Origin of the sequence: Marimonas arenosa (genome assembly GCF_030848945.1) — a bacterium.
GTDB lineage: Bacteria > Pseudomonadota > Alphaproteobacteria > Rhodobacterales > Rhodobacteraceae > Marimonas > Marimonas arenosa.
Map to the genome: position 1 here is coordinate 153,507 of NZ_JANHAX010000001.1, position 16,047 is coordinate 169,553.

Below are 16,047 nucleotides of genomic sequence, written 5' to 3' on the forward strand. Positions count from 1 at the left end.
GTGAGCGAACAAATTGAGGAAGAAGAGGAAAGCCTGTTCGAGGCGCCCCCCATCGCCGACCAGGAACGCATGGTCGAGGCGATCCTCTTTGCCAGCGCCGAACCTGTGAGCGTCAAGGAGCTGAACGATCGGATGCCACACGGATCGGACGCGGCCGAGGCGCTGGTGCATCTCCGGAAGCGTTATGAGGGTCGTGGTGTGCGAGTGGTCAAGGTGGGCGACGCCTGGGCGATCCGCACCGCGCCGGACCTCGGGTTCCTGATGCAGAAGGAAGTGGTCGAGACCCGCAAACTCAGCCGCGCGGCGATCGAGACCCTGGCGATCATCGCCTATCACCAGCCGGTAACCCGCGCAGAGATCGAGGAAATCCGCGGCGTCTCGGTCAGTCGCGGCACGGTGGACCAGCTCTTGGAGATGGAATGGATCCGCTTCGGCCGGCGCAAGATGACGCCGGGACGGCCGGTGACTTTCGTGGTGACGCAGAACTTTCTCGACCACTTCGGGCTGGAAAGCGCCCGCGATCTGCCGGGGCTGAAGGAGCTGCGCTCGGCCGGACTGCTGGAAAGTCGACCGCCACCGGGTCTGGGCCCGCAGCTGACCGACCCTGAAGAGGAGGATGAAGCCACCGAGGGGCAGAGCGAGTTGTTCGAGGATTGAACGCGTCACTGTCGGATGGCGAGCCGGGGACTTGCCACAATGTCGGCACAATCCCTATCTAGAATTGTACTGAGGCAGCAGCAAGGAGTGGCGCAATGAACGCCAACCAGATCATCAACATGATCATGCGCATGGTGATGCGCAAGGCGGTCAACAAGGGGTTGGATGCCGGCCTCGACAAGATCGCCGGCCGGGGCAAGACGCGCGACGAGATGACCCCGGAGGAACGCCAGCAAGCCCGCGCCGGCAAGCAAGCGGCGAAGCGGGCGCGGCAGGGCATGAAGATCGCCCGGCGCGCCGGGCGGATGTGAGGCGACTCAAACGGCGCGGAAATGCTTTGAGAGCTTCAGGCCCTGGCCCTGGTAGTTCGAAGCGATGTCCTGACCATAGAGCTGGCCGGGCACCTCGGCCATCCGTTCATAGACCAGCCGGCCGACGACCTGGCCATGTTCGAGCACGAACGGAGATTCGTGACAGCGCACCTCGAGCACGCCGCGCGAGCCGGCGCCGCCGGCCTGGGCATGGCCGAAGCCGGGATCGAAGAACCCGGCATAGTGCACCCGGAATTCGCCCACCATGGCGAGAAAAGGCGCCATCTCGGCGGCATAGGCCGGCGGGATATGCACGGCTTCACGGCTCACCAGGATATAAAAGGCACCCGGGTCGAGGATGATCTGGCCGGCGGAGGTGCGGATCTCTTCCCAGAACTCCGTCGGGTCGTAGAAGCCGATACGGTCCAGGTCGATCACCCCGGTGTGAGGTTTGGCGCGATAGCCCACGAGTGTGCTCTCGGCAGGCTTGAGATCGACCGAGAAGCCGAGGCCGCCGTCAATCACGGCATCACCATCGACCAGCGGACTTTCGGCGTGCAGCATGCGGAGTTCGTCGTCGGAGAGCACCGCCTGACCGGCGCGGAAACGGATCTGGTTCAGGCGCATGCCCGGACGCACCAACACCGAGAAGCTGCGCGGACAAATCTCGGCATAAAGCGGTCCGTCGTAACCTGGGGCGACGCGATCGAATTCCTCGCCGCCATCGGTGATGGTCCGGGTCAGCAGGTCGAGTCGCCCGGTTGAGCTTTTCGCATTCGCGACGGCCTGTACCTCGGGGGGCAGGGAGAGGCGCTCCATCAGCGGTACGACATAGACGCAGCCTTTCTCCAGCACCGCGCCGTGGGTGAGGTCGATCTGGTGCATCTCGAACTCTTCCAGCCGCTGCGCCACTGTGCGGCCCTCACCGGCGAGAAATGAGGCGCGGACCCGCCAGGCGCGGGTGCCGAGCCGCAGGTCGAGGCTGGCGGGTTGGACCTGTTCGGGCAGGATCGGAGGAGTCGCCGCGATCGCGCCGTCGGCGATCATCCGGTCCAGTTGCTGGCTTGCCAGAACGCCTGTCATGTCGGGCCTATTTTTTGTCCGTTTGACAGGTGATAACGCCCCAAGAGACCAAAGAAAACGCGAAATTGCCGATTTCGGGGCGGGCGGGGGCGAGCGATGGTCGGGCTAGCAGGATTCGAACCTGCGACCTCCCGTCCCCCAGACGGACGCGCTACCAGACTGCGCTATAGCCCGACGGTCTGGCTTACATAGCGGTTTTGAGCTCAGGAGCAAGGGGGAAAATCCGCGCCCGCAGGGGATTGTCTCGAGCTTATTCCGGGCCGGCAGCGCCTTGATGGGCGGCCAGCGCCGCCAGCTTGTCACGCAGGGCAGCGGCCTCAGTCATGGCCGAGGCGGCGAGCGGACGCCCGCGGCGCGCAGCCAGCGAAGCGAGTACACCCGGCGGCGCCGAGATCTCGTCATCCTCGGGGTCGGGCGGCAGGTCGATCATGGCCGGGCGCAGGGGCTCCGGTTCGGGTTCCTGTTCCGCCTCAGCAGTGTCGGGGCCCGCTTCGTCCGCCGCAGTAAGGTCGTGCGTAGCAGCGGTTGTGCGATGCAGGAACCCAGGCAGGTCCGCCGCCGGAGCCGTTTCCGGCTCGGCGCCGATGAGGTCGCCCGATTGGTCGCCCGATTCGTCCTCGGCGCCTGTCGCCGCGGCCGGTTCGGCGTCGGCCGGCGTTTCACCTTGGTCCGGGTGTGCGGCGGTTTCCGGCGTTCCAGGGGACGCCGGTTCGACGGCAGGTTCGGCTTCGGCGTCCGTATCGGCGGCGTCGATTGGCGGCGCTGCGAAGTCTTCGAGCACGCTGGTATCGCCGGCCGGGATGTCGTCCTCAGACCCGGTTGCCTGGCCGGCGGCCGTCTCGGTGTCTTCATCGACCTCGGCGGCCATGTCGGCCGCGATATCGTCCGGTTCCGGAACCGGCTCGGATGCGGTGTCGATGTCGCCCATGTCGTCAGCGCCAGCGGAGTCTGTGATCGGTTCGAAAGTCTCCGCTGCAACGGTCGCCATGTCGTCTGGACCCGTCCCGGCCACGTCGCGTTGGAAAGGCACGACCGAGGCGCTTTCCGCGGCGTCGTGGACCGGCGATTCCAGGCCCGCCGACTGGGTTTGCGCCAGGCTGCCTTCGACCGTGTCGCCGGTGTCGAATTCAAGCGGTTTTGAGAATGAGGAAACGTGCTTAACGCCCTGTTCTCGAAGTACTTTCTGCACACCCTTGATGGTCATGCCGTCATCGTGCAGAAGCTTCTTGATCCCCCCCAGAAGCTGCATATCGGTGGGGCGGTAGTAGCGCCGCCCGCCGGCGCGTTTGACCGGCTTGACCTGGCTGAATTTGCTTTCCCAGAATCGCAGGACATGGGCTGGAACCCCCAGCCAGTCAGCGACTTCGGAAATAGTGCGGAAGGCGTCGGCGGATTTCGCCATTGACTGCTCGTGCCTCCTCTGAAGGGTCTAGCGTTTGTTGCCCTCGGCGACCCGTTCCTTCATCAGATGCGACGGGCGAAAAGTGAGTACCCGACGCGGGTTGATCGGAACTTCCTCGCCGGTCTTGGGGTTGCGGCCAACGCGGGCGGCCTTTTCCCGAATCGAGAAGGTGCCGAAGGATGAGATCTTGACTTGCTCACCACGGACAAGCGCATCGGACATGTGCTGCAGCACGCTTTCCACCAACTGAGCGGAATCGTTGCGCGACAGGCCAACTTCGCGGAAAACGGCTTCGCTGAGGTCCATGCGCGTCAGTGTCTTATCACTCATTTGTCACCGTCCCCCCTTTGGTTTTCTCAACTCTAGGGGCATAGGAATTTCCGAGTCAATATCAATGGCTTGTAAGTCGCCGTTTCGTGGCGGTTTTTTGCAGTTTTCGTGGTCGCGCGGCGGTCTCCTACCAGCGCAGTACCACCGCGCCCCAGGCCAGTCCGCCGCCGATCGCCTCGGTGACGAGGAGATCGCCTGCTTTGATCTGACCACGCTCGACGCCCACCGACAGCGCCAGCGGAATCGAGGCGGCTGAGGTGTTGCCATGGTCCTGCACGGTGACAATGACGCGCTCCATCGGCACGCCCATCTTCTTGGCGGTGCCCTCGATGATGCGAATATTGGCCTGGTGCGGCACGATCCAGTCGACCGCTTCGTCGGTCAGTCCGGCCTTCGACAGCGCTGCGTGGGCGGTGGTGGTGAGCTTGTCGACGGCCTGGCGGAACAGCGGGTTGCCCTGCATTCTGAGCTTGCCGGAATGGCCGGTCGAAGACACCCCGCCATCGACAAAGAGCATGTCGCGGAAGCGGCCATCGGAATTGAGATCGGCGCTGAGCACGCCACGGTCTGCGGCGGTGCCATCACCCCTCTGGGCTTTCAGCACCAACGCGCCTGCGCCGTCGCCGAACAGCACACAGGTCGACCGGTCGGTCCAGTCCATGATGCGTGAGAAGGTCTCTGCCCCGATCACCAGGACGGTCTTGGCCTGGCCCGACAGCACCAGCGCGTTGGCGTTGGTCAGGGCGAAGACGAAGCCGGCGCAGACCGCCTGCACATCGAAGGCAAAACCGCGGGTCATGCCGAGGCCGGCCTGCACCATGGTGGCGACCGAAGGGAAGGTCAGGTCAGGGGTCGAGGTGGCCACGACCACGGCGTCGATGTCGTCGGGCTCCATCCCGGCCGAGGCGAGCGCCCGGCGGGCGGCGATGATCCCCATGTCCGACGTGGTTTCACCCTCGGCCGCGAAGTGGCGGCGCTCGATGCCCGAGCGCGAGCGAATCCACTCGTCCGAGGTCTCGAGCGTTTTCTCGAAGGCGCTGTTGGGCACGACGTTTTCCGGCAGGTAATGGCCGACGCCTTGAACGACTGCTCGTATGGTCATTTCGCGTCACCGCCCTTCAGGTCTTTGATGTCGCTGCCGTCGCTGGCCGCCATCGTGGCTGCGGCGATCCGCGCCGCGAGCTTCTCGGAGAAATGACTCTGACCAAGCTGGAACGCAAGCTTGACCGCAGCGGCAACGCCGGTGGCGTCGGCGCCGCCATGGGATTTCACCACCGTGCCGTTGAGCCCGAGAAAGACGCCACCATTTACCCGGCGCGGATCGATTCGCTTTTTCAGCCGCTGCAGCGAAGTATAGGCCAATAGCGAGGCAAGCCGCGACAGCGGTGTGTACTTGAACGCTTCCTTCAGGAAATATCCAATAAGTGAGGCGGTGCCTTCGCCGGTTTTCAGCGCCACGTTACCGGTGAAGCCGTCGGTCACGATCACGTCGCAACGGTTGCCGGGTATGTCCGATCCCTCGACAAATCCGACATAGTCGAACTTGGCGGCGGCGGCGTTCTCGGCAATCAGGTCGTTGGCAGCCCGCATCTCGGGACGGCCCTTGAACTCTTCGGTGCCGACATTCAGGAGCCCGACGCGCGGCCGTTCGAGCCCGAGCCCGTTGCGGGCATAGGACGCGCCCATCAGTGCATATTGCAGCAGGTCGCGCTCGTCGGCCTTCACATCGGCGCCGGCGTCGAGCATCACGTTAAATTCCTGCGGGTTGTGCGATGGCCACAGCACGGCGATAGCCGGGCGATAGACCCCGGGCAGCTTGCGCAGCCGTACCACCGACAGCAGCATCAGCGCGCCGGTGTTGCCGCAGGAGACGCAGGCGCTGGCCTCGCCGATGCGGACCGAGTCGAGTGCCGAGTACATCGACGTGTCCTTCGAGGCGCGCAGGATGTGGCCGGGCTTGTCGTCCATCGACACGACGCCCCGGGCATCGCGAATCTCGCAGCGCCCGGCAAGATTCTTCCGACGCGCGACCAGCGGTCCGATTACGTCTTTAGGCCCGTGCAGGATGAAAGCGATGTCGGGGTTGGCCTTGACCGAACGCGAAATGCCGGCGACCACGGTCGCCGGCCCCTTGTCGCCACCCATGGCGTCGACGGAAATGGTGATCCGCTCAGGCGCGTCGCCCGATGATGTCTGGCCGGGATGTACCTGTTCGCCAGTCATGCCGCGGGCGGACCCCGATGCGGCCTCAGGCCGCGTCTTCGTCGAGCTCGATCTCGTCGACCACCGCGACGATCTCGCGATCGTCATAGTGCCCGCAGGACGGGCAGACGTGGTGCGGGCGTTTCAGCTCGCCGCAGTTGGAGCACTCGTTCGGGTTTGCAGCAACCAGCGCGTCATGGGCGCGGCGGTTGTTGCGGCGCGATTTCGAGACTTTGTTCTGTTGGACAGCCATGTCGCAACCTCAATTCCATGTTCGCGGACCCATGCCCCTTCACCGGCATCCGGCTTCAGGCCACGCGTCCAGTTTCCTTTGAAGGCGCCTGGCGCCCTTTTCGCGGGTGTTGCAGGCTCTTATTCGGATCGCACCGGCCTGTCCAACACTAATTTCGCAAGAGTGCAGGAAAATAGCCGGAATCGGCCTTGGTGCAAGCGGTTTTTCCGCGTCGCAGCGAATTTTCCCGCGGCCGATTACTCGTCGCTTTCCAGCTTGTCGCGCAGCGCCGCAAGCCCGGCGAAGGGCCGGGCGTCCTCATCTGTCATTGGTGCCTTGCCCGGCTCGGTGAACTGCACGGTCTCGAGCGCGGCGCCGTCGGCGCGCGGATAGAGCGGCAGTGCCAGCGCCAGCGCCTCGGTCATCACCGCGTCGAGGTCGATCTCGACGCCCAGCTTCTCGATCGAGTCGTCTTCCGGCATCTCGATTTCCTCGCCCTCCATCGCCTCTTCCGGCAGATGGGCGACGAAACGACGGGTCACCTCGTCTTCGATCCGGGTGGTCACCGGCGCCAGCGTGACGACGCAGGGCTGCACCACGGTGGCCCCGAGCCGGGCGTGAAGTTGCCAGTCGGTTTTGCCGGCCGAGGCGATCTCGCCCTCGAAGCGCAGCTTGCGCAATTCGCTCAGTCCGAGGGCCGCAGCGATCTCGGTCATCCGGGCCCGATCGGGCGTGAGGTGGAAGGCTGTCGGCCGGTTTTGCGGCAGATCTGCCACCTTCAGACGCGTCGAACTAAACTGGGGCATGGCTTTTCCATTCTTGAAGAAAGGGGCGAAGCTGTTGTAAGCGGGATAAAAGGCGCAAATCGCCAAGGCAAGAGGGCAGCGGTATGGCGGGATTATCCAAAGCGAAGCTTGGGCTGGCAGTCCTCGTGCTCTGTGCCGTGTCGGCCTGCGCGGCAGTCTATCGCAACCACGGTTATGTTCCCAGCGAGGAAGAGCTTGCTGAAATCGTCGTTGGGGTCGACTCGCGTGCCACGGTCGATGACGTGATCGGGGAGCCGTCGGCGGGCGGGCTGCTTCAAGGCGGGGACTACTATTATGTTCGCAGCCGGGTGCGCCATTTCGGCATGCTCGAGCCGCAAGTGGTCGAACGCCAGGTCCTGGCCATCAGCTTCGACAGCAACGACGTGGTGCAGAACATCGAGCGGTTCGGTCTCGAAGACGGACGGATCGTGCCGCTGGCGCGGCGGGTGACCAGTTCCAGCGTCGAGGGCAAGGGGTTCCTGCGACAGCTTCTCGGCAATCTCGGAAACTTCGACCCGACTTCGATCTTCAACCAGGAGTGACCGCCGCCGTCGCGGAGAGCTTTGTTTGCTTGCGGTGTTTCATCGGCGTGTCATGACTTGCGTGCTATGCTTCGGGCGCCTGACTTTCTGACGAAAAGGAGAGGGCGATGGCGCTGGCTCTGGACAAGGGGTGTTATCGCGCGCGCTTTGCCGAAACCGCGGCCGAAATCCGCGCCACACAGGCGTTGCGGCACCGGGCCTTTTTCGGGCGCGACGGGATCGACGCCGATCAATACGACCCGGTCTGCCGCCACTTGATGGTGGAGGAGCGGGGCACCGATCGTTTGTTGGCGTGCTGTCGGGTCCTGTATTTGGCCCCCGGGCAGATCGGGCGTAGCTACTCGGCGCAGTACTACGGGCTCGCGGCCCTGGAATCCTTTGACGGCGCCATGCTCGAGATCGGCCGGTTCTGTAGCGCGGCGGGCAGGGCAGATCCCGACATCCTGCGTATCGCCTGGGCCGCGCTTGCGGCGTATGTCGATGTTAAGCATGTGAAAATGCTGTTTGGCTGTTCGTCTTTCGCGGGCACGGACGGGGCCGAGTATCTCGATGCCTTCGCCATGTTGCGGGAGCGCCACCTGGCGCCGAAACGCTGGCTGCCGCGGGTCAAGGCCCCCAAGGTGGTCCGCTTTGCCCAGCAACGGCGGCGCAAACCGGACGTGAAACAGGCAATGCGACGAATGCCGCCGCTTCTGAAAACCTATCTTTCAATGGGGGGCTGGGTCAGCGATCATGCGGTGGTCGATGCCCGGATGGGCACGCTGCATGTCTTCACCGGGCTCGAGATTGCCGCGATTCCGCCGGCCCGGATGCGGCTGTTGCGCGCCGCGGCCGCTTGACGCTGGTGCCGGGCGGGGATAGCTGACGGGCATGGCCCGGACACCGCTTCTGCAACTCACCGACATCGCGCTCACCTTCGGCGGGGAGCCGGTGCTCGACGGCGTCTCGCTGGTCGTGCAGCAAGGCGACCGGATCGCGCTGGTAGGGCGGAACGGTTCCGGAAAATCAACGCTTCTCAAGGTGATGGCGGGCATTGTTGAACAAGATCAGGGGGCCGTTGTGGCCGGACCCGGTGTGCGTGTCGGCTACATGGAGCAGGAGCCCGACATGGCCGGATTCGCCACACTCGGCGACTATGCCGCAAGCGGGTTGGAGCCGGGCGAACTCTACCGTGTCGAGAGGGCGGGCGAAGGGTTGAAATTCGATCCTGAACGCCCGGTCGAGACCGCCTCGGGCGGCGAGCGGCGGCGGGCGGCGCTGGCCAAACTGATGGCAGAGGCGCCGGAGTTGATGCTGCTGGACGAACCCACCAATCACCTCGATATCGAGGCCGTTCTGTGGCTGGAGCAGGAGTTGAAATCGATCCGCGCCGCCTTCGTTCTGATCTCGCACGATCGCGCCTTTCTACGAGAGCTTACGCGGGCAACCCTCTGGATAGACAGAGGAAACGTGCGAAGGCAGGAGCAGGGGTTCGCGGCATTCGAAGCCTGGCGGGACAAGATCTGGGAGGAGGAAGACCTCGCCCGCCATAAACTGGACCGCAAGATCAAGGCAGAGGCGCGATGGGCGGTGGAAGGCATCAGCGCCCGACGCAAGCGCAACATGGGACGGGTGCGGGCCCTGCAGGAGATGCGCCAGGAGCGCGCCGCCCAGATTCAGCGGCAGGGCACGGCGGGCATGGCGTTGGAGGCGGGCCCAAAGTCTGGCCGCAAGGTGATCGAAGCCAGCGGTATTTCCAAGACTTATGATGGCAAGCCAATCATTCGCGACTTCGACCTGACGGTGATGCGCGGGGATCGGGTGGCCTTCGTCGGGCCCAATGGCGTGGGCAAGACGACGCTGTTGAAACTGCTGATGCAGGAGACGGTGCCGGATACGGGGACGGTCAAGCATGGCACCAACCTGGAGGCGGCGGTGTTCGATCAGGCCCGGACTCAACTCGACCCTGAGGCGACGCTGTGGGACAGCTTGACCAGCGATCCTGGGATGCGGGTTTCGGGGCAATCGGATCAGGTGATGGTGCGTGGCAGCCCGCGCCACGTGGTCGGTTATCTCAAGGAGTTTCTGTTCGACGAGCGTCAGGCAAGAGCGCCGGTCAAGTCATTGTCAGGCGGAGAAAAAGCGCGGTTACTGTTGGCCAGGCTGATGGCGCGTGAAAGCAACCTGCTGGTGCTGGATGAGCCAACCAACGATCTCGATGTCGAGACGCTCGACCTGCTGCAGGAGCTGCTGGACGATTACGACGGCACCGTGCTGCTGGTCAGCCACGACCGCGATTTCCTCGACCGCGTGGCGAGTATCACCATCGCCATGGAAGGCAACGGCCGGGCCACGGTTTATGCCGGCGGCTGGAGCGACTACCAGGCACAAAAGGCCGGGGGCACGATTGGTGACGCGCCGGAAAAGAAAGAGAAATCAAAACGGTCCGCGGGAAAGCTGAAAGCGGTGGTCAAACCCGGTTCCGAGTCCAGATCCGGGTTGTCCTTCACCGAGAAACACCGGCTGGAAGAACTGCCCGCGGTCATCGACCGTCTGGAGGCGGAAATCGGCAAGCTCGAGGGCTTCCTCGCGCAACCGGACCTGTACACGGCCGAACCGGCTAAGTTTCAGAAGGCGACCGAGGCGCTGGTCGAGCGACAGGCATCGCTGCGGGCCGCCGAGGAAGAGTGGTTAACGCTTGCTGAAAAGGCCGAGATAAACGGTTAATCCGCGCCGCAGACGGCGGTATGGCACGCTGGCTGGCAGGCTGGCTGCGATGGGTATGGCAGAAAACGCGTTAACCTTGGTGATCCCGCGCAGGCTGCGGTAAGCCGGGCTTAAGCCCGGCCTACGGCAAAACGCCCCGGTCACTGCATCCGCAGGGCGCCATCGATGCGGATCACGGTGCCGTTGAGATAGCCGCACTCGACGATGAACTGCGCCAGCCGGGCGTATTCACTGGGATCGCCCAGCCGTTGCGGGCAGGTGACGTCGGCCGCGAGGCTGTCTTGCACCTCCTGCGGCAGGCCCATCAGCATCGGCGTGGCGAAGATACCCGGCGCAATGGTCATCACCCGGATGCCGCTGCGCGCGAGGTCACGCGCCATCGGCAGGGTCATGCCGACGATGCCGCCCTTGGAGCTGGCATAGCCGACCTGGCCCTTCTGACCGTCGAAGGCTGCAATCGAAGCGGTGTTGATGATCACGCCGCGGGCGCCATCGCTGTCGGGTTCGTTGCCGGCCATTTCGGCGGCCGCCAGCCGGGCGACGTTGAAGCTGCCCATCAGGTTGATGTCGAGAATCCGCTTGTAGTGGTCAAGCGAATGCGGGCCCTCCTTGCCCAGCGTCTTCTCGGCGGTGCCGATGCCGGCGCAGTTCACCGCGCAGGTGATGCGGCCCATGGCCTCTCTGGCCCTGGCGATGGCAGCGGCGACGCTGTCTTCGCTGGTCACGTCGGTTTCGGCGAAGGTGCCGCCGATCTCGGCCGCGACCGCCTCGCCGCGCGCGCTGTCGCGGTCGAGCAGGGTGACCTTGGCACCGGAGGCGGCGAATTGGCGGGCGGTGGCCTCGCCGAGGCCCGAGGCGCCACCGGTGATCACGGCGCAGGTGTCGGAGATTTGCATGGGACGGGCTCCTTCCAGAGTGAAATGAACGAGTGTTCAGTAACGCGGCGGGCGCGGGGTGTCAAAGTTCTGATGAGGCGTTGCGCCGGGCGATCAGGCGGTTCATTGCCCCGAGCGCCAGCACGGTAATTGAGATGCGGAAGACGTGGTGCAGGGTGACGAAGGCCGGGTTGGCCTGCAGCGAGAGGGCGACGAGGGCCATTTCGTTGATGCCGCCGGGGGCGAAGGTGATCAGCAGCACCTCGAAGGTCTGCCCCACGTAAGGCCGGATCAGCAACGCCAGCGCGCTGCCGATCGCCAACATCGCGGTGACCGAGACGACGGCAAGGCCGAGCCCCTTGACCAGCATCGCGCGGCTTAACCCGGCGAAGCGCATCCCCAGCGAGGCGCCGACCACGACCTGTGCCAGTTGCATCAACCAGGGCGGCACCGACAGCGGATAACCCGACAGCGCCAGTCCGGCCGACACCAGTAGCGCGCCGGTGAGCTGCCAGGCGGGCAGACGCAACAGCCGTCCGAGCGTGATACCGGCGGCATGGGCGGCGATGATGAGCGGCCAGTTGGTGGGCTCGGGCATGGCCGAGAGGCCCATGCCCGCGGCCGAGCCGACCGGGTGGCCTTCGTAGAGCGACAGACCCAGCGGCACCATGCCGATCACCGCCACGATTCGCAGGAACTGCTGGGTGACGAGACGGCGGATATCGGCCCCGGCGGCTTCGCCCATGGTGATCGCCTCGATCAGGCCGCCGGGGGCGGCCGAGTAATAGGCGGTTGCGTGGTCGTAGCCGCCGAGCCTGCGGAAAACCAGGTAATTGGCGCCGAACGCGATCGGCACGAACACCACAATGGCGCCCATCGACAAGGCCAGCGCCTGGGGCTGGGCCAGCAACTCGGGCGAGACCTGGGCGCCGATCACCAGCCCGATGATGGCGATGAACAGCACCCGGAACTTCATCGGGAAGCTGTAGCCCGCAGGCAGGAACCGCGGCAGGCCGATGGCGGGAATGGCGCAGGCGATCAGACTGCCGAGGAGCCAGGGCAGCGGCAGCGGTGTGTAGGAGGCCAGCCAGCCGCCGAAGCCGCCCAACCCGCAGAGCGCGAGGGTGATCAGGGCGGGGCGGACAAACGGCATGGGTCTCTTTCATTCGGGAGGATGGTAGGCCCGGCAGGACTCGAACCCGCAACCAAAGCGTTATGAGCGCTCTGCTCTAACCAATTGAGCTACAGGCCCATCCATTGCCTTAGCTAGCAGTTTGCGCCGCAGGGTCAAGCGGTGGCGGGCGGGCGGCGCGGGCAGGAGCGGGGGCGCTGCCCCCGCATCCCCGGGATATTTCTGGCAAGAAGAAGGGGCCTGGCAGGGACAGCGCGTTGCATGGCGACGCCGGATGGGGTAGGCGCTGCGGCAACTGTTACGGGGGATTGCGCCATGGGCAAGAAGAACGGGATCACCTATGCCGAGGCGGGCGTGGATATCGATGCGGGCAACGCGTTGGTGGAGCGGATCAAGCCGGCGGCGAAGCGGACGGCGCGGCCGGGGGTGATGGCGGGGCTCGGTGGCTTCGGGGCGCTGTTCGATCTCAAGGCCGCCGGTTATGTCGACCCGGTGCTGGTCGCGGCGACCGACGGGGTCGGCACCAAGCTGAGGATCGCGATCGACACCGGCGAGGTCGACGGCGTCGGCCAGGACCTGGTGGCGATGTGCGTCAACGACCTGGTGTGCCAGGGGGCGGAGCCGCTGTTTTTCCTGGATTATTTCGCCACCGGCAAGCTCGAGACCGAGACCGCGGCGCGGATCATCGAGGGCATTGCCGAGGGCTGCGTGCTGTCGGGCTGTGCCCTGATCGGTGGCGAGACCGCGGAGATGCCGGGGATGTACCCGGACGGCGATTTCGACCTGGCGGGCTTTGCCGTCGGCGCGATGGAGCGCGGCACGGACCTGCCTGAGGGTGTCGCCGAAGGCGATGTCCTGCTGGGACTGGGCTCGAACGGCGTGCATTCCAACGGCTATAGTCTGGTGCGCAAGCTGGTCGAGATCAGCGGGCTGGGCTGGGACGCCGACTGCCCCTGGGGCGAAGGCAGCCTTGGCGCGGCACTGCTGGCGCCGACGCGGCTCTACGTGACACAGGCGCTGGCGGCGGTGCGGGCGGGCGGCGTGCACGCGCTGGCGCATATCACCGGCGGCGGGCTGACCGAGAACCTGCCGCGGGTGCTGCCGGAGGGGTTGGGTGCCGAGATCGACCTGGGCGCCTGGGAATTGCCGGGGGTGTTTGGGTGGCTGCGCCAGACCGGTGGCCTCGACGAGGCCGAGATGCTCAAGACCTTCAACTGCGGCGTCGGCATGGTCGTGGTCTGCGACGCCGCTCGCGCCGGGGCGCTGAAGGCGCTGTTCGAGACAGAGGGCGAGCAGGTTTTCGAGCTCGGTCGTGTAACGGCAGGTGCGGGCGTGCACTACTCCGGAGCGCTCTGACGTGAAACGGGTGGCGATCCTGATTTCGGGCGGCGGATCGAACATGGTGAAGCTGGCCGAAAGCATGGTGGACGACCATCCCGCGCGGCCGGTGCTGGTGCTTTCGAACGACCCTGCGGCGGGTGGACTGGACAAGGCCCGCGCGATGGGGATCGCCACCGCAGCCGTCGACCACCGGGACTTCAAGGGTGACCGGGAAGGCTTTGAAAGAAAGCTGATTTCCATGATTGACGCGCATGCCCCCGACATCATCTGCCTGGCCGGGTTTATGCGCATCCTGACGCCGGTGTTCATCAATCAATATGCCGGGCGGATGCTGAACATCCATCCGTCGCTTTTGCCGAAATATCGTGGGCTGCAGACCCATGCCCGGGCGCTGGCGGCCGGCGATACCGAGGCGGGCTGTACGGTGCACGAGGTCACGGCCGAGCTCGATGACGGGCCGATCCTGGGGCAGGCACGGGTGCCGGTCGAACCGGGCGACACCCCCGAGACGCTGGCGGCGCGGGTGCTGGTGCAGGAGCACATCCTCTACCCGGCGGTGCTGCGCCGCTTTGCCGAAGGCAATCGCGCGCCGCTCTTTCTGCCGTGATTTGACGTGACGGGCCTTCTTCCTTTTCCGGAGAAAACCGCGTAAGACCCGGCAAGCCCGAGAAAAGAGACAAGAAGACCCGCCCGCATGCGCACCCTGACAACCACAGACGAGCTGGCGGCGTTCTGCGCGGCCGCGCGTCAGCACCCCTACGTGACCCTCGACACCGAATTCCTGCGCGAGCGGACCTATTATTCGAAACTCTGCCTGATCCAGGTCGCGATGCCGGGCGAGGGGGACGATACGGCTGTGCTGGTCGACCCGCTGGTCGAGGGGCTGTCGCTGCAGCCGCTCTACGAGCTGTTCCGCGACACCGATGTCGTTAAGGTGTTCCACGCGGCGCGGCAGGATCTGGAGATTTTCCAGGTCGATGCGCGGGTGATTCCCGACCCGCTGTTCGACACCCAGGTGGCGGCGATGGTTTGCGGCTTCGGCGAGCAGGTGGGCTATGAGACGCTGGTGCGCAAGATCGCCAAGCAGGGCCTCGACAAGACCTCGCGTTTCACCGACTGGTCGCGGCGGCCCCTGACCGAGGCACAGAAAAAATACGCGCTGGCGGACGTGACCCATCTGCGTGTGATTTATGAATACCTCAACGCAGAACTGGAAAAGACCGGCCGGGCGAAATGGGTGAAGGAGGAACTTGCGGTTCTGACCGATCCGGCGACCTATGAGATCCGCCCCTCGGAGGCGTGGAAGCGGGTCAAGACGCGGACCAGCTCGGGCCGGTTCCTGGCCATCGTGCGCGAGTTGGCCCGGTTCCGCGAGGGCTATGCCAAGGCCTGCAACATTCCGCGCAACCGGGTGTTCAAGGACGACGCGCTGGTCGAGCTGGCCTCGACCAAGCCCGCCAGCATGCAGGACCTGGGGCGGTCCCGGCTGCTGTTGCGCGAGGCGCGCAAGGGCGAGATCGCCGAGGGGATTCTCGCTGCGGTGCGGGCCGGAGTGGACTGCGATCCTGCGGATTTCCCGCGGCTCGACAAGTCCCGGGACAAGTTGCAGGTCAACCCGGCGCTGGCCGATCTTCTGCGGGTGCTTTTGAAGGCCAAGACCGAAAGCGCAGGGGTGGCCCCGAAGCTGATCGCACCGGCTTCGGATCTCGACGCGATCGCGGCGGGGATGCGCGATGTCCCCGCGCTCAGCGGTTGGCGGCGCGAGGTGTTCGGCGAGGATGCGCTCCGGCTTTGCGAGGGCCAGATCGCGCTTTCCGCGAAGGGACGCGATGTGAGGGTAGTGGAGCTCTGAGGCGGGCGCCTTGCGGGGGCGGACCCCATCCCCGGATGGCGCAACCGCGCCTCAGAACCGGCGCGAGGTGCTGCGGGCGTTGGTTGCGCCCTTGACGCGGATCGTGCGGATTCCGACGAGGTCGTTTTCGGTCAGGGCCTTGGCAGCGACAATCTCGCGGCTTTGCGGCGGGCCGATCAGCTCGCGCAGACCCGACGGCAGCGCCCGGAGCGTATAGGTCAGCGTGTCTTCGCGGCCGTCGTCCTCGTCTTCGACCAAGCGAACCTCGTGCCAGCCCTGGGTTGTGGCAATGCCCTTGACGCGAACGATGGCGCCGCCGGCGACGCGTTCGACCTGAAGCTCGGCGATGGTGTCGACCGGCACGCCGGCATAAGGCTGCGGCGGACGGCGGCGGAAAACCCCGCCGCCTTGCGGAATGAGCGGGTTGGTGTTGGCTTCGACCGGTTCAGAACGCGATCGGCCAAACCAGTTGAACGGATTCAGCGCCGAGTCGCGCATTGAGCCGCAGGCGGTGAGCAGCGTCGCTGCCGTAAGCCCAACGAGAATGGTTTTCCGCATCTGATCTGCCCTCTGACC

General features: G+C 65.3%; 18 protein-coding genes and 2 tRNA genes. 8 read left to right on the forward strand and 12 right to left on the reverse strand.

What is annotated here, in order from left to right:
* Together scpB and NO357_RS00790 are read left to right on the forward strand one after the other, a co-directional pair.
* Positions 1-657 carry an SMC-Scp complex subunit ScpB gene (scpB, locus tag NO357_RS00785; protein ID WP_306733703.1) on the forward strand — a complete coding sequence of 219 codons (657 nt, stop codon included), beginning with the start codon at positions 1-3 and terminating at the stop codon, positions 655-657.
* 95 nt (positions 658-752) lie between these two features.
* On the forward strand, positions 753-968 hold the full coding sequence (locus NO357_RS00790; RefSeq protein WP_306733704.1) for a hypothetical protein: 216 nt from the start codon (positions 753-755) through the stop codon (positions 966-968).
* A gap of 6 nt (positions 969-974) precedes the next feature.
* Here the strand turns inward: NO357_RS00790 and NO357_RS00795 are convergent, their stop codons facing one another.
* The 8 genes from NO357_RS00795 to NO357_RS00830 form a co-directional block, all read right to left on the reverse strand.
* Complete coding sequence (locus tag NO357_RS00795) at positions 975-2,051, reverse strand: 2'-deoxycytidine 5'-triphosphate deaminase (RefSeq protein WP_306733705.1); 1,077 nt, start codon at positions 2,049-2,051, stop codon at positions 975-977.
* A gap of 97 nt (positions 2,052-2,148) precedes the next feature.
* Positions 2,149-2,225: transfer RNA gene (locus tag NO357_RS00800), tRNA-Pro, on the reverse strand.
* Positions 2,226-2,301: 76 nt separating this feature from the next.
* Complete coding sequence (locus NO357_RS00805; protein ID WP_306733706.1) at positions 2,302-3,453, reverse strand: MerR family transcriptional regulator; 1,152 nt, start codon at positions 3,451-3,453, stop codon at positions 2,302-2,304.
* A 27-nt stretch (positions 3,454-3,480) separates the two neighbouring features.
* Positions 3,481-3,783 carry an integration host factor subunit alpha gene (gene ihfA, locus NO357_RS00810; protein ID WP_306733707.1) on the reverse strand — a complete coding sequence of 101 codons (303 nt, stop codon included), beginning with the start codon at positions 3,781-3,783 and terminating at the stop codon, positions 3,481-3,483.
* A 127-nt stretch (positions 3,784-3,910) separates the two neighbouring features.
* On the reverse strand, positions 3,911-4,885 hold the full coding sequence (locus NO357_RS00815; protein WP_306733708.1) for a beta-ketoacyl-ACP synthase III: 975 nt from the start codon (positions 4,883-4,885) through the stop codon (positions 3,911-3,913).
* Positions 4,882-6,006 carry a phosphate acyltransferase PlsX gene (plsX, locus tag NO357_RS00820; RefSeq protein ID WP_306733709.1) on the reverse strand — a complete coding sequence of 375 codons (1,125 nt, stop codon included), beginning with the start codon at positions 6,004-6,006 and terminating at the stop codon, positions 4,882-4,884. The genes NO357_RS00815 and plsX overlap by 4 nt, the downstream gene beginning before the upstream one ends.
* A 25-nt stretch (positions 6,007-6,031) precedes the next feature.
* Complete coding sequence (gene rpmF / locus NO357_RS00825; RefSeq protein ID WP_306733710.1) at positions 6,032-6,238, reverse strand: 50S ribosomal protein L32; 207 nt, start codon at positions 6,236-6,238, stop codon at positions 6,032-6,034.
* A 236-nt stretch (positions 6,239-6,474) separates the two neighbouring features.
* Entirely contained in the window at positions 6,475-7,023 is a 549-nt protein-coding gene (locus NO357_RS00830) for a YceD family protein (protein WP_306733711.1), read from the reverse strand.
* Positions 7,024-7,106: 83 nt separating this feature from the next.
* Between NO357_RS00830 and NO357_RS00835 the strand changes: the two genes are divergently transcribed.
* From NO357_RS00835 to NO357_RS00845, 3 genes are all read left to right on the forward strand, one after another.
* A complete protein-coding gene (locus tag NO357_RS00835; RefSeq protein ID WP_306733712.1) occupies positions 7,107-7,565 on the forward strand; it encodes an outer membrane protein assembly factor BamE in 459 nt (152 codons plus the stop codon).
* A 107-nt stretch (positions 7,566-7,672) separates the two neighbouring features.
* A complete protein-coding gene (locus NO357_RS00840; protein WP_306733713.1) occupies positions 7,673-8,404 on the forward strand; it encodes a GNAT family N-acetyltransferase in 732 nt (243 codons plus the stop codon).
* 31 nt (positions 8,405-8,435) lie between these two features.
* Positions 8,436-10,271, forward strand: coding sequence for an ABC-F family ATP-binding cassette domain-containing protein (locus tag NO357_RS00845; protein WP_306733714.1), 1,836 nt, complete (start codon positions 8,436-8,438; stop codon positions 10,269-10,271).
* Positions 10,272-10,411: 140 nt separating this feature from the next.
* Here the strand turns inward: NO357_RS00845 and NO357_RS00850 are convergent, their stop codons facing one another.
* The 3 genes from NO357_RS00850 to NO357_RS00860 all read right to left on the reverse strand — a co-directional run bounded on the left by NO357_RS00850 (position 10,412) and on the right by NO357_RS00860 (position 12,398).
* Positions 10,412-11,167, reverse strand: coding sequence for a 3-hydroxyacyl-CoA dehydrogenase (locus tag NO357_RS00850; protein WP_306733715.1), 756 nt, complete (start codon positions 11,165-11,167; stop codon positions 10,412-10,414).
* 61 nt (positions 11,168-11,228) lie between these two features.
* Complete coding sequence (locus tag NO357_RS00855; RefSeq protein WP_306733716.1) at positions 11,229-12,299, reverse strand: AbrB family protein; 1,071 nt, start codon at positions 12,297-12,299, stop codon at positions 11,229-11,231.
* A 22-nt stretch (positions 12,300-12,321) separates the two neighbouring features.
* Positions 12,322-12,398, reverse strand: a tRNA-Ile gene (locus NO357_RS00860).
* Positions 12,399-12,593: 195 nt separating this feature from the next.
* Between NO357_RS00860 and purM the strand changes: the two genes are divergently transcribed.
* From purM to rnd, 3 genes are all read left to right on the forward strand, one after another.
* A complete protein-coding gene (gene purM, locus NO357_RS00865; RefSeq protein WP_306733717.1) occupies positions 12,594-13,634 on the forward strand; it encodes a phosphoribosylformylglycinamidine cyclo-ligase in 1,041 nt (346 codons plus the stop codon).
* A 1-nt stretch (position 13,635) separates the two neighbouring features.
* Positions 13,636-14,226, forward strand: coding sequence for a phosphoribosylglycinamide formyltransferase (gene purN, locus NO357_RS00870; RefSeq protein ID WP_306733718.1), 591 nt, complete (start codon positions 13,636-13,638; stop codon positions 14,224-14,226).
* Positions 14,227-14,313: 87 nt separating this feature from the next.
* Complete coding sequence (rnd, locus tag NO357_RS00875) at positions 14,314-15,471, forward strand: ribonuclease D (protein ID WP_306733719.1); 1,158 nt, start codon at positions 14,314-14,316, stop codon at positions 15,469-15,471.
* A gap of 51 nt (positions 15,472-15,522) precedes the next feature.
* Here rnd and NO357_RS00880 read toward each other — a convergent pair whose 3' ends face one another.
* The gene (locus tag NO357_RS00880) at positions 15,523-16,029 is read right to left on the reverse strand and encodes a hypothetical protein (protein WP_306733720.1); all 507 of its coding nucleotides are present in this window, start codon (positions 16,027-16,029) and stop codon (positions 15,523-15,525) included.
* Between the last annotated feature and the right edge of the window lie 18 nt (positions 16,030-16,047).

Bases quoted from the DNA above. Each gene is read 5' to 3' on its own strand.
- plsX (WP_306733709.1), bottom strand. From the start codon at position 6,006: ATGACTGGCGAACAGGTACATCCCGGCCAGACATCATCGGGCGACGCG.
- NO357_RS00805 (WP_306733706.1), bottom strand. From the start codon at position 3,453: ATGGCGAAATCCGCCGACGCCTTCCGCACTATTTCCGAAGTCGCTGAC.
- NO357_RS00850 (WP_306733715.1), bottom strand. From the start codon at position 11,167: ATGCAAATCTCCGACACCTGCGCCGTGATCACCGGTGGCGCCTCGGGC.
- NO357_RS00795 (WP_306733705.1), bottom strand. From the start codon at position 2,051: ATGACAGGCGTTCTGGCAAGCCAGCAACTGGACCGGATGATCGCCGAC.
- NO357_RS00840 (WP_306733713.1), top strand. From the start codon at position 7,673: ATGGCGCTGGCTCTGGACAAGGGGTGTTATCGCGCGCGCTTTGCCGAA.
- NO357_RS00845 (WP_306733714.1), top strand. From the start codon at position 8,436: ATGGCCCGGACACCGCTTCTGCAACTCACCGACATCGCGCTCACCTTC.
- purM (WP_306733717.1), top strand. From the start codon at position 12,594: ATGGGCAAGAAGAACGGGATCACCTATGCCGAGGCGGGCGTGGATATC.
- rnd (WP_306733719.1), top strand. From the start codon at position 14,314: ATGCGCACCCTGACAACCACAGACGAGCTGGCGGCGTTCTGCGCGGCC.
- ihfA (WP_306733707.1), bottom strand. From the start codon at position 3,783: ATGAGTGATAAGACACTGACGCGCATGGACCTCAGCGAAGCCGTTTTC.
- NO357_RS00855 (WP_306733716.1), bottom strand. From the start codon at position 12,299: ATGCCGTTTGTCCGCCCCGCCCTGATCACCCTCGCGCTCTGCGGGTTG.
- NO357_RS00790 (WP_306733704.1), top strand. From the start codon at position 753: ATGAACGCCAACCAGATCATCAACATGATCATGCGCATGGTGATGCGC.
- rpmF (WP_306733710.1), bottom strand. From the start codon at position 6,238: ATGGCTGTCCAACAGAACAAAGTCTCGAAATCGCGCCGCAACAACCGC.
- NO357_RS00830 (WP_306733711.1), bottom strand. From the start codon at position 7,023: ATGCCCCAGTTTAGTTCGACGCGTCTGAAGGTGGCAGATCTGCCGCAA.
- NO357_RS00835 (WP_306733712.1), top strand. From the start codon at position 7,107: ATGGCGGGATTATCCAAAGCGAAGCTTGGGCTGGCAGTCCTCGTGCTC.
- NO357_RS00880 (WP_306733720.1), bottom strand. From the start codon at position 16,029: ATGCGGAAAACCATTCTCGTTGGGCTTACGGCAGCGACGCTGCTCACC.
- NO357_RS00815 (WP_306733708.1), bottom strand. From the start codon at position 4,885: ATGACCATACGAGCAGTCGTTCAAGGCGTCGGCCATTACCTGCCGGAA.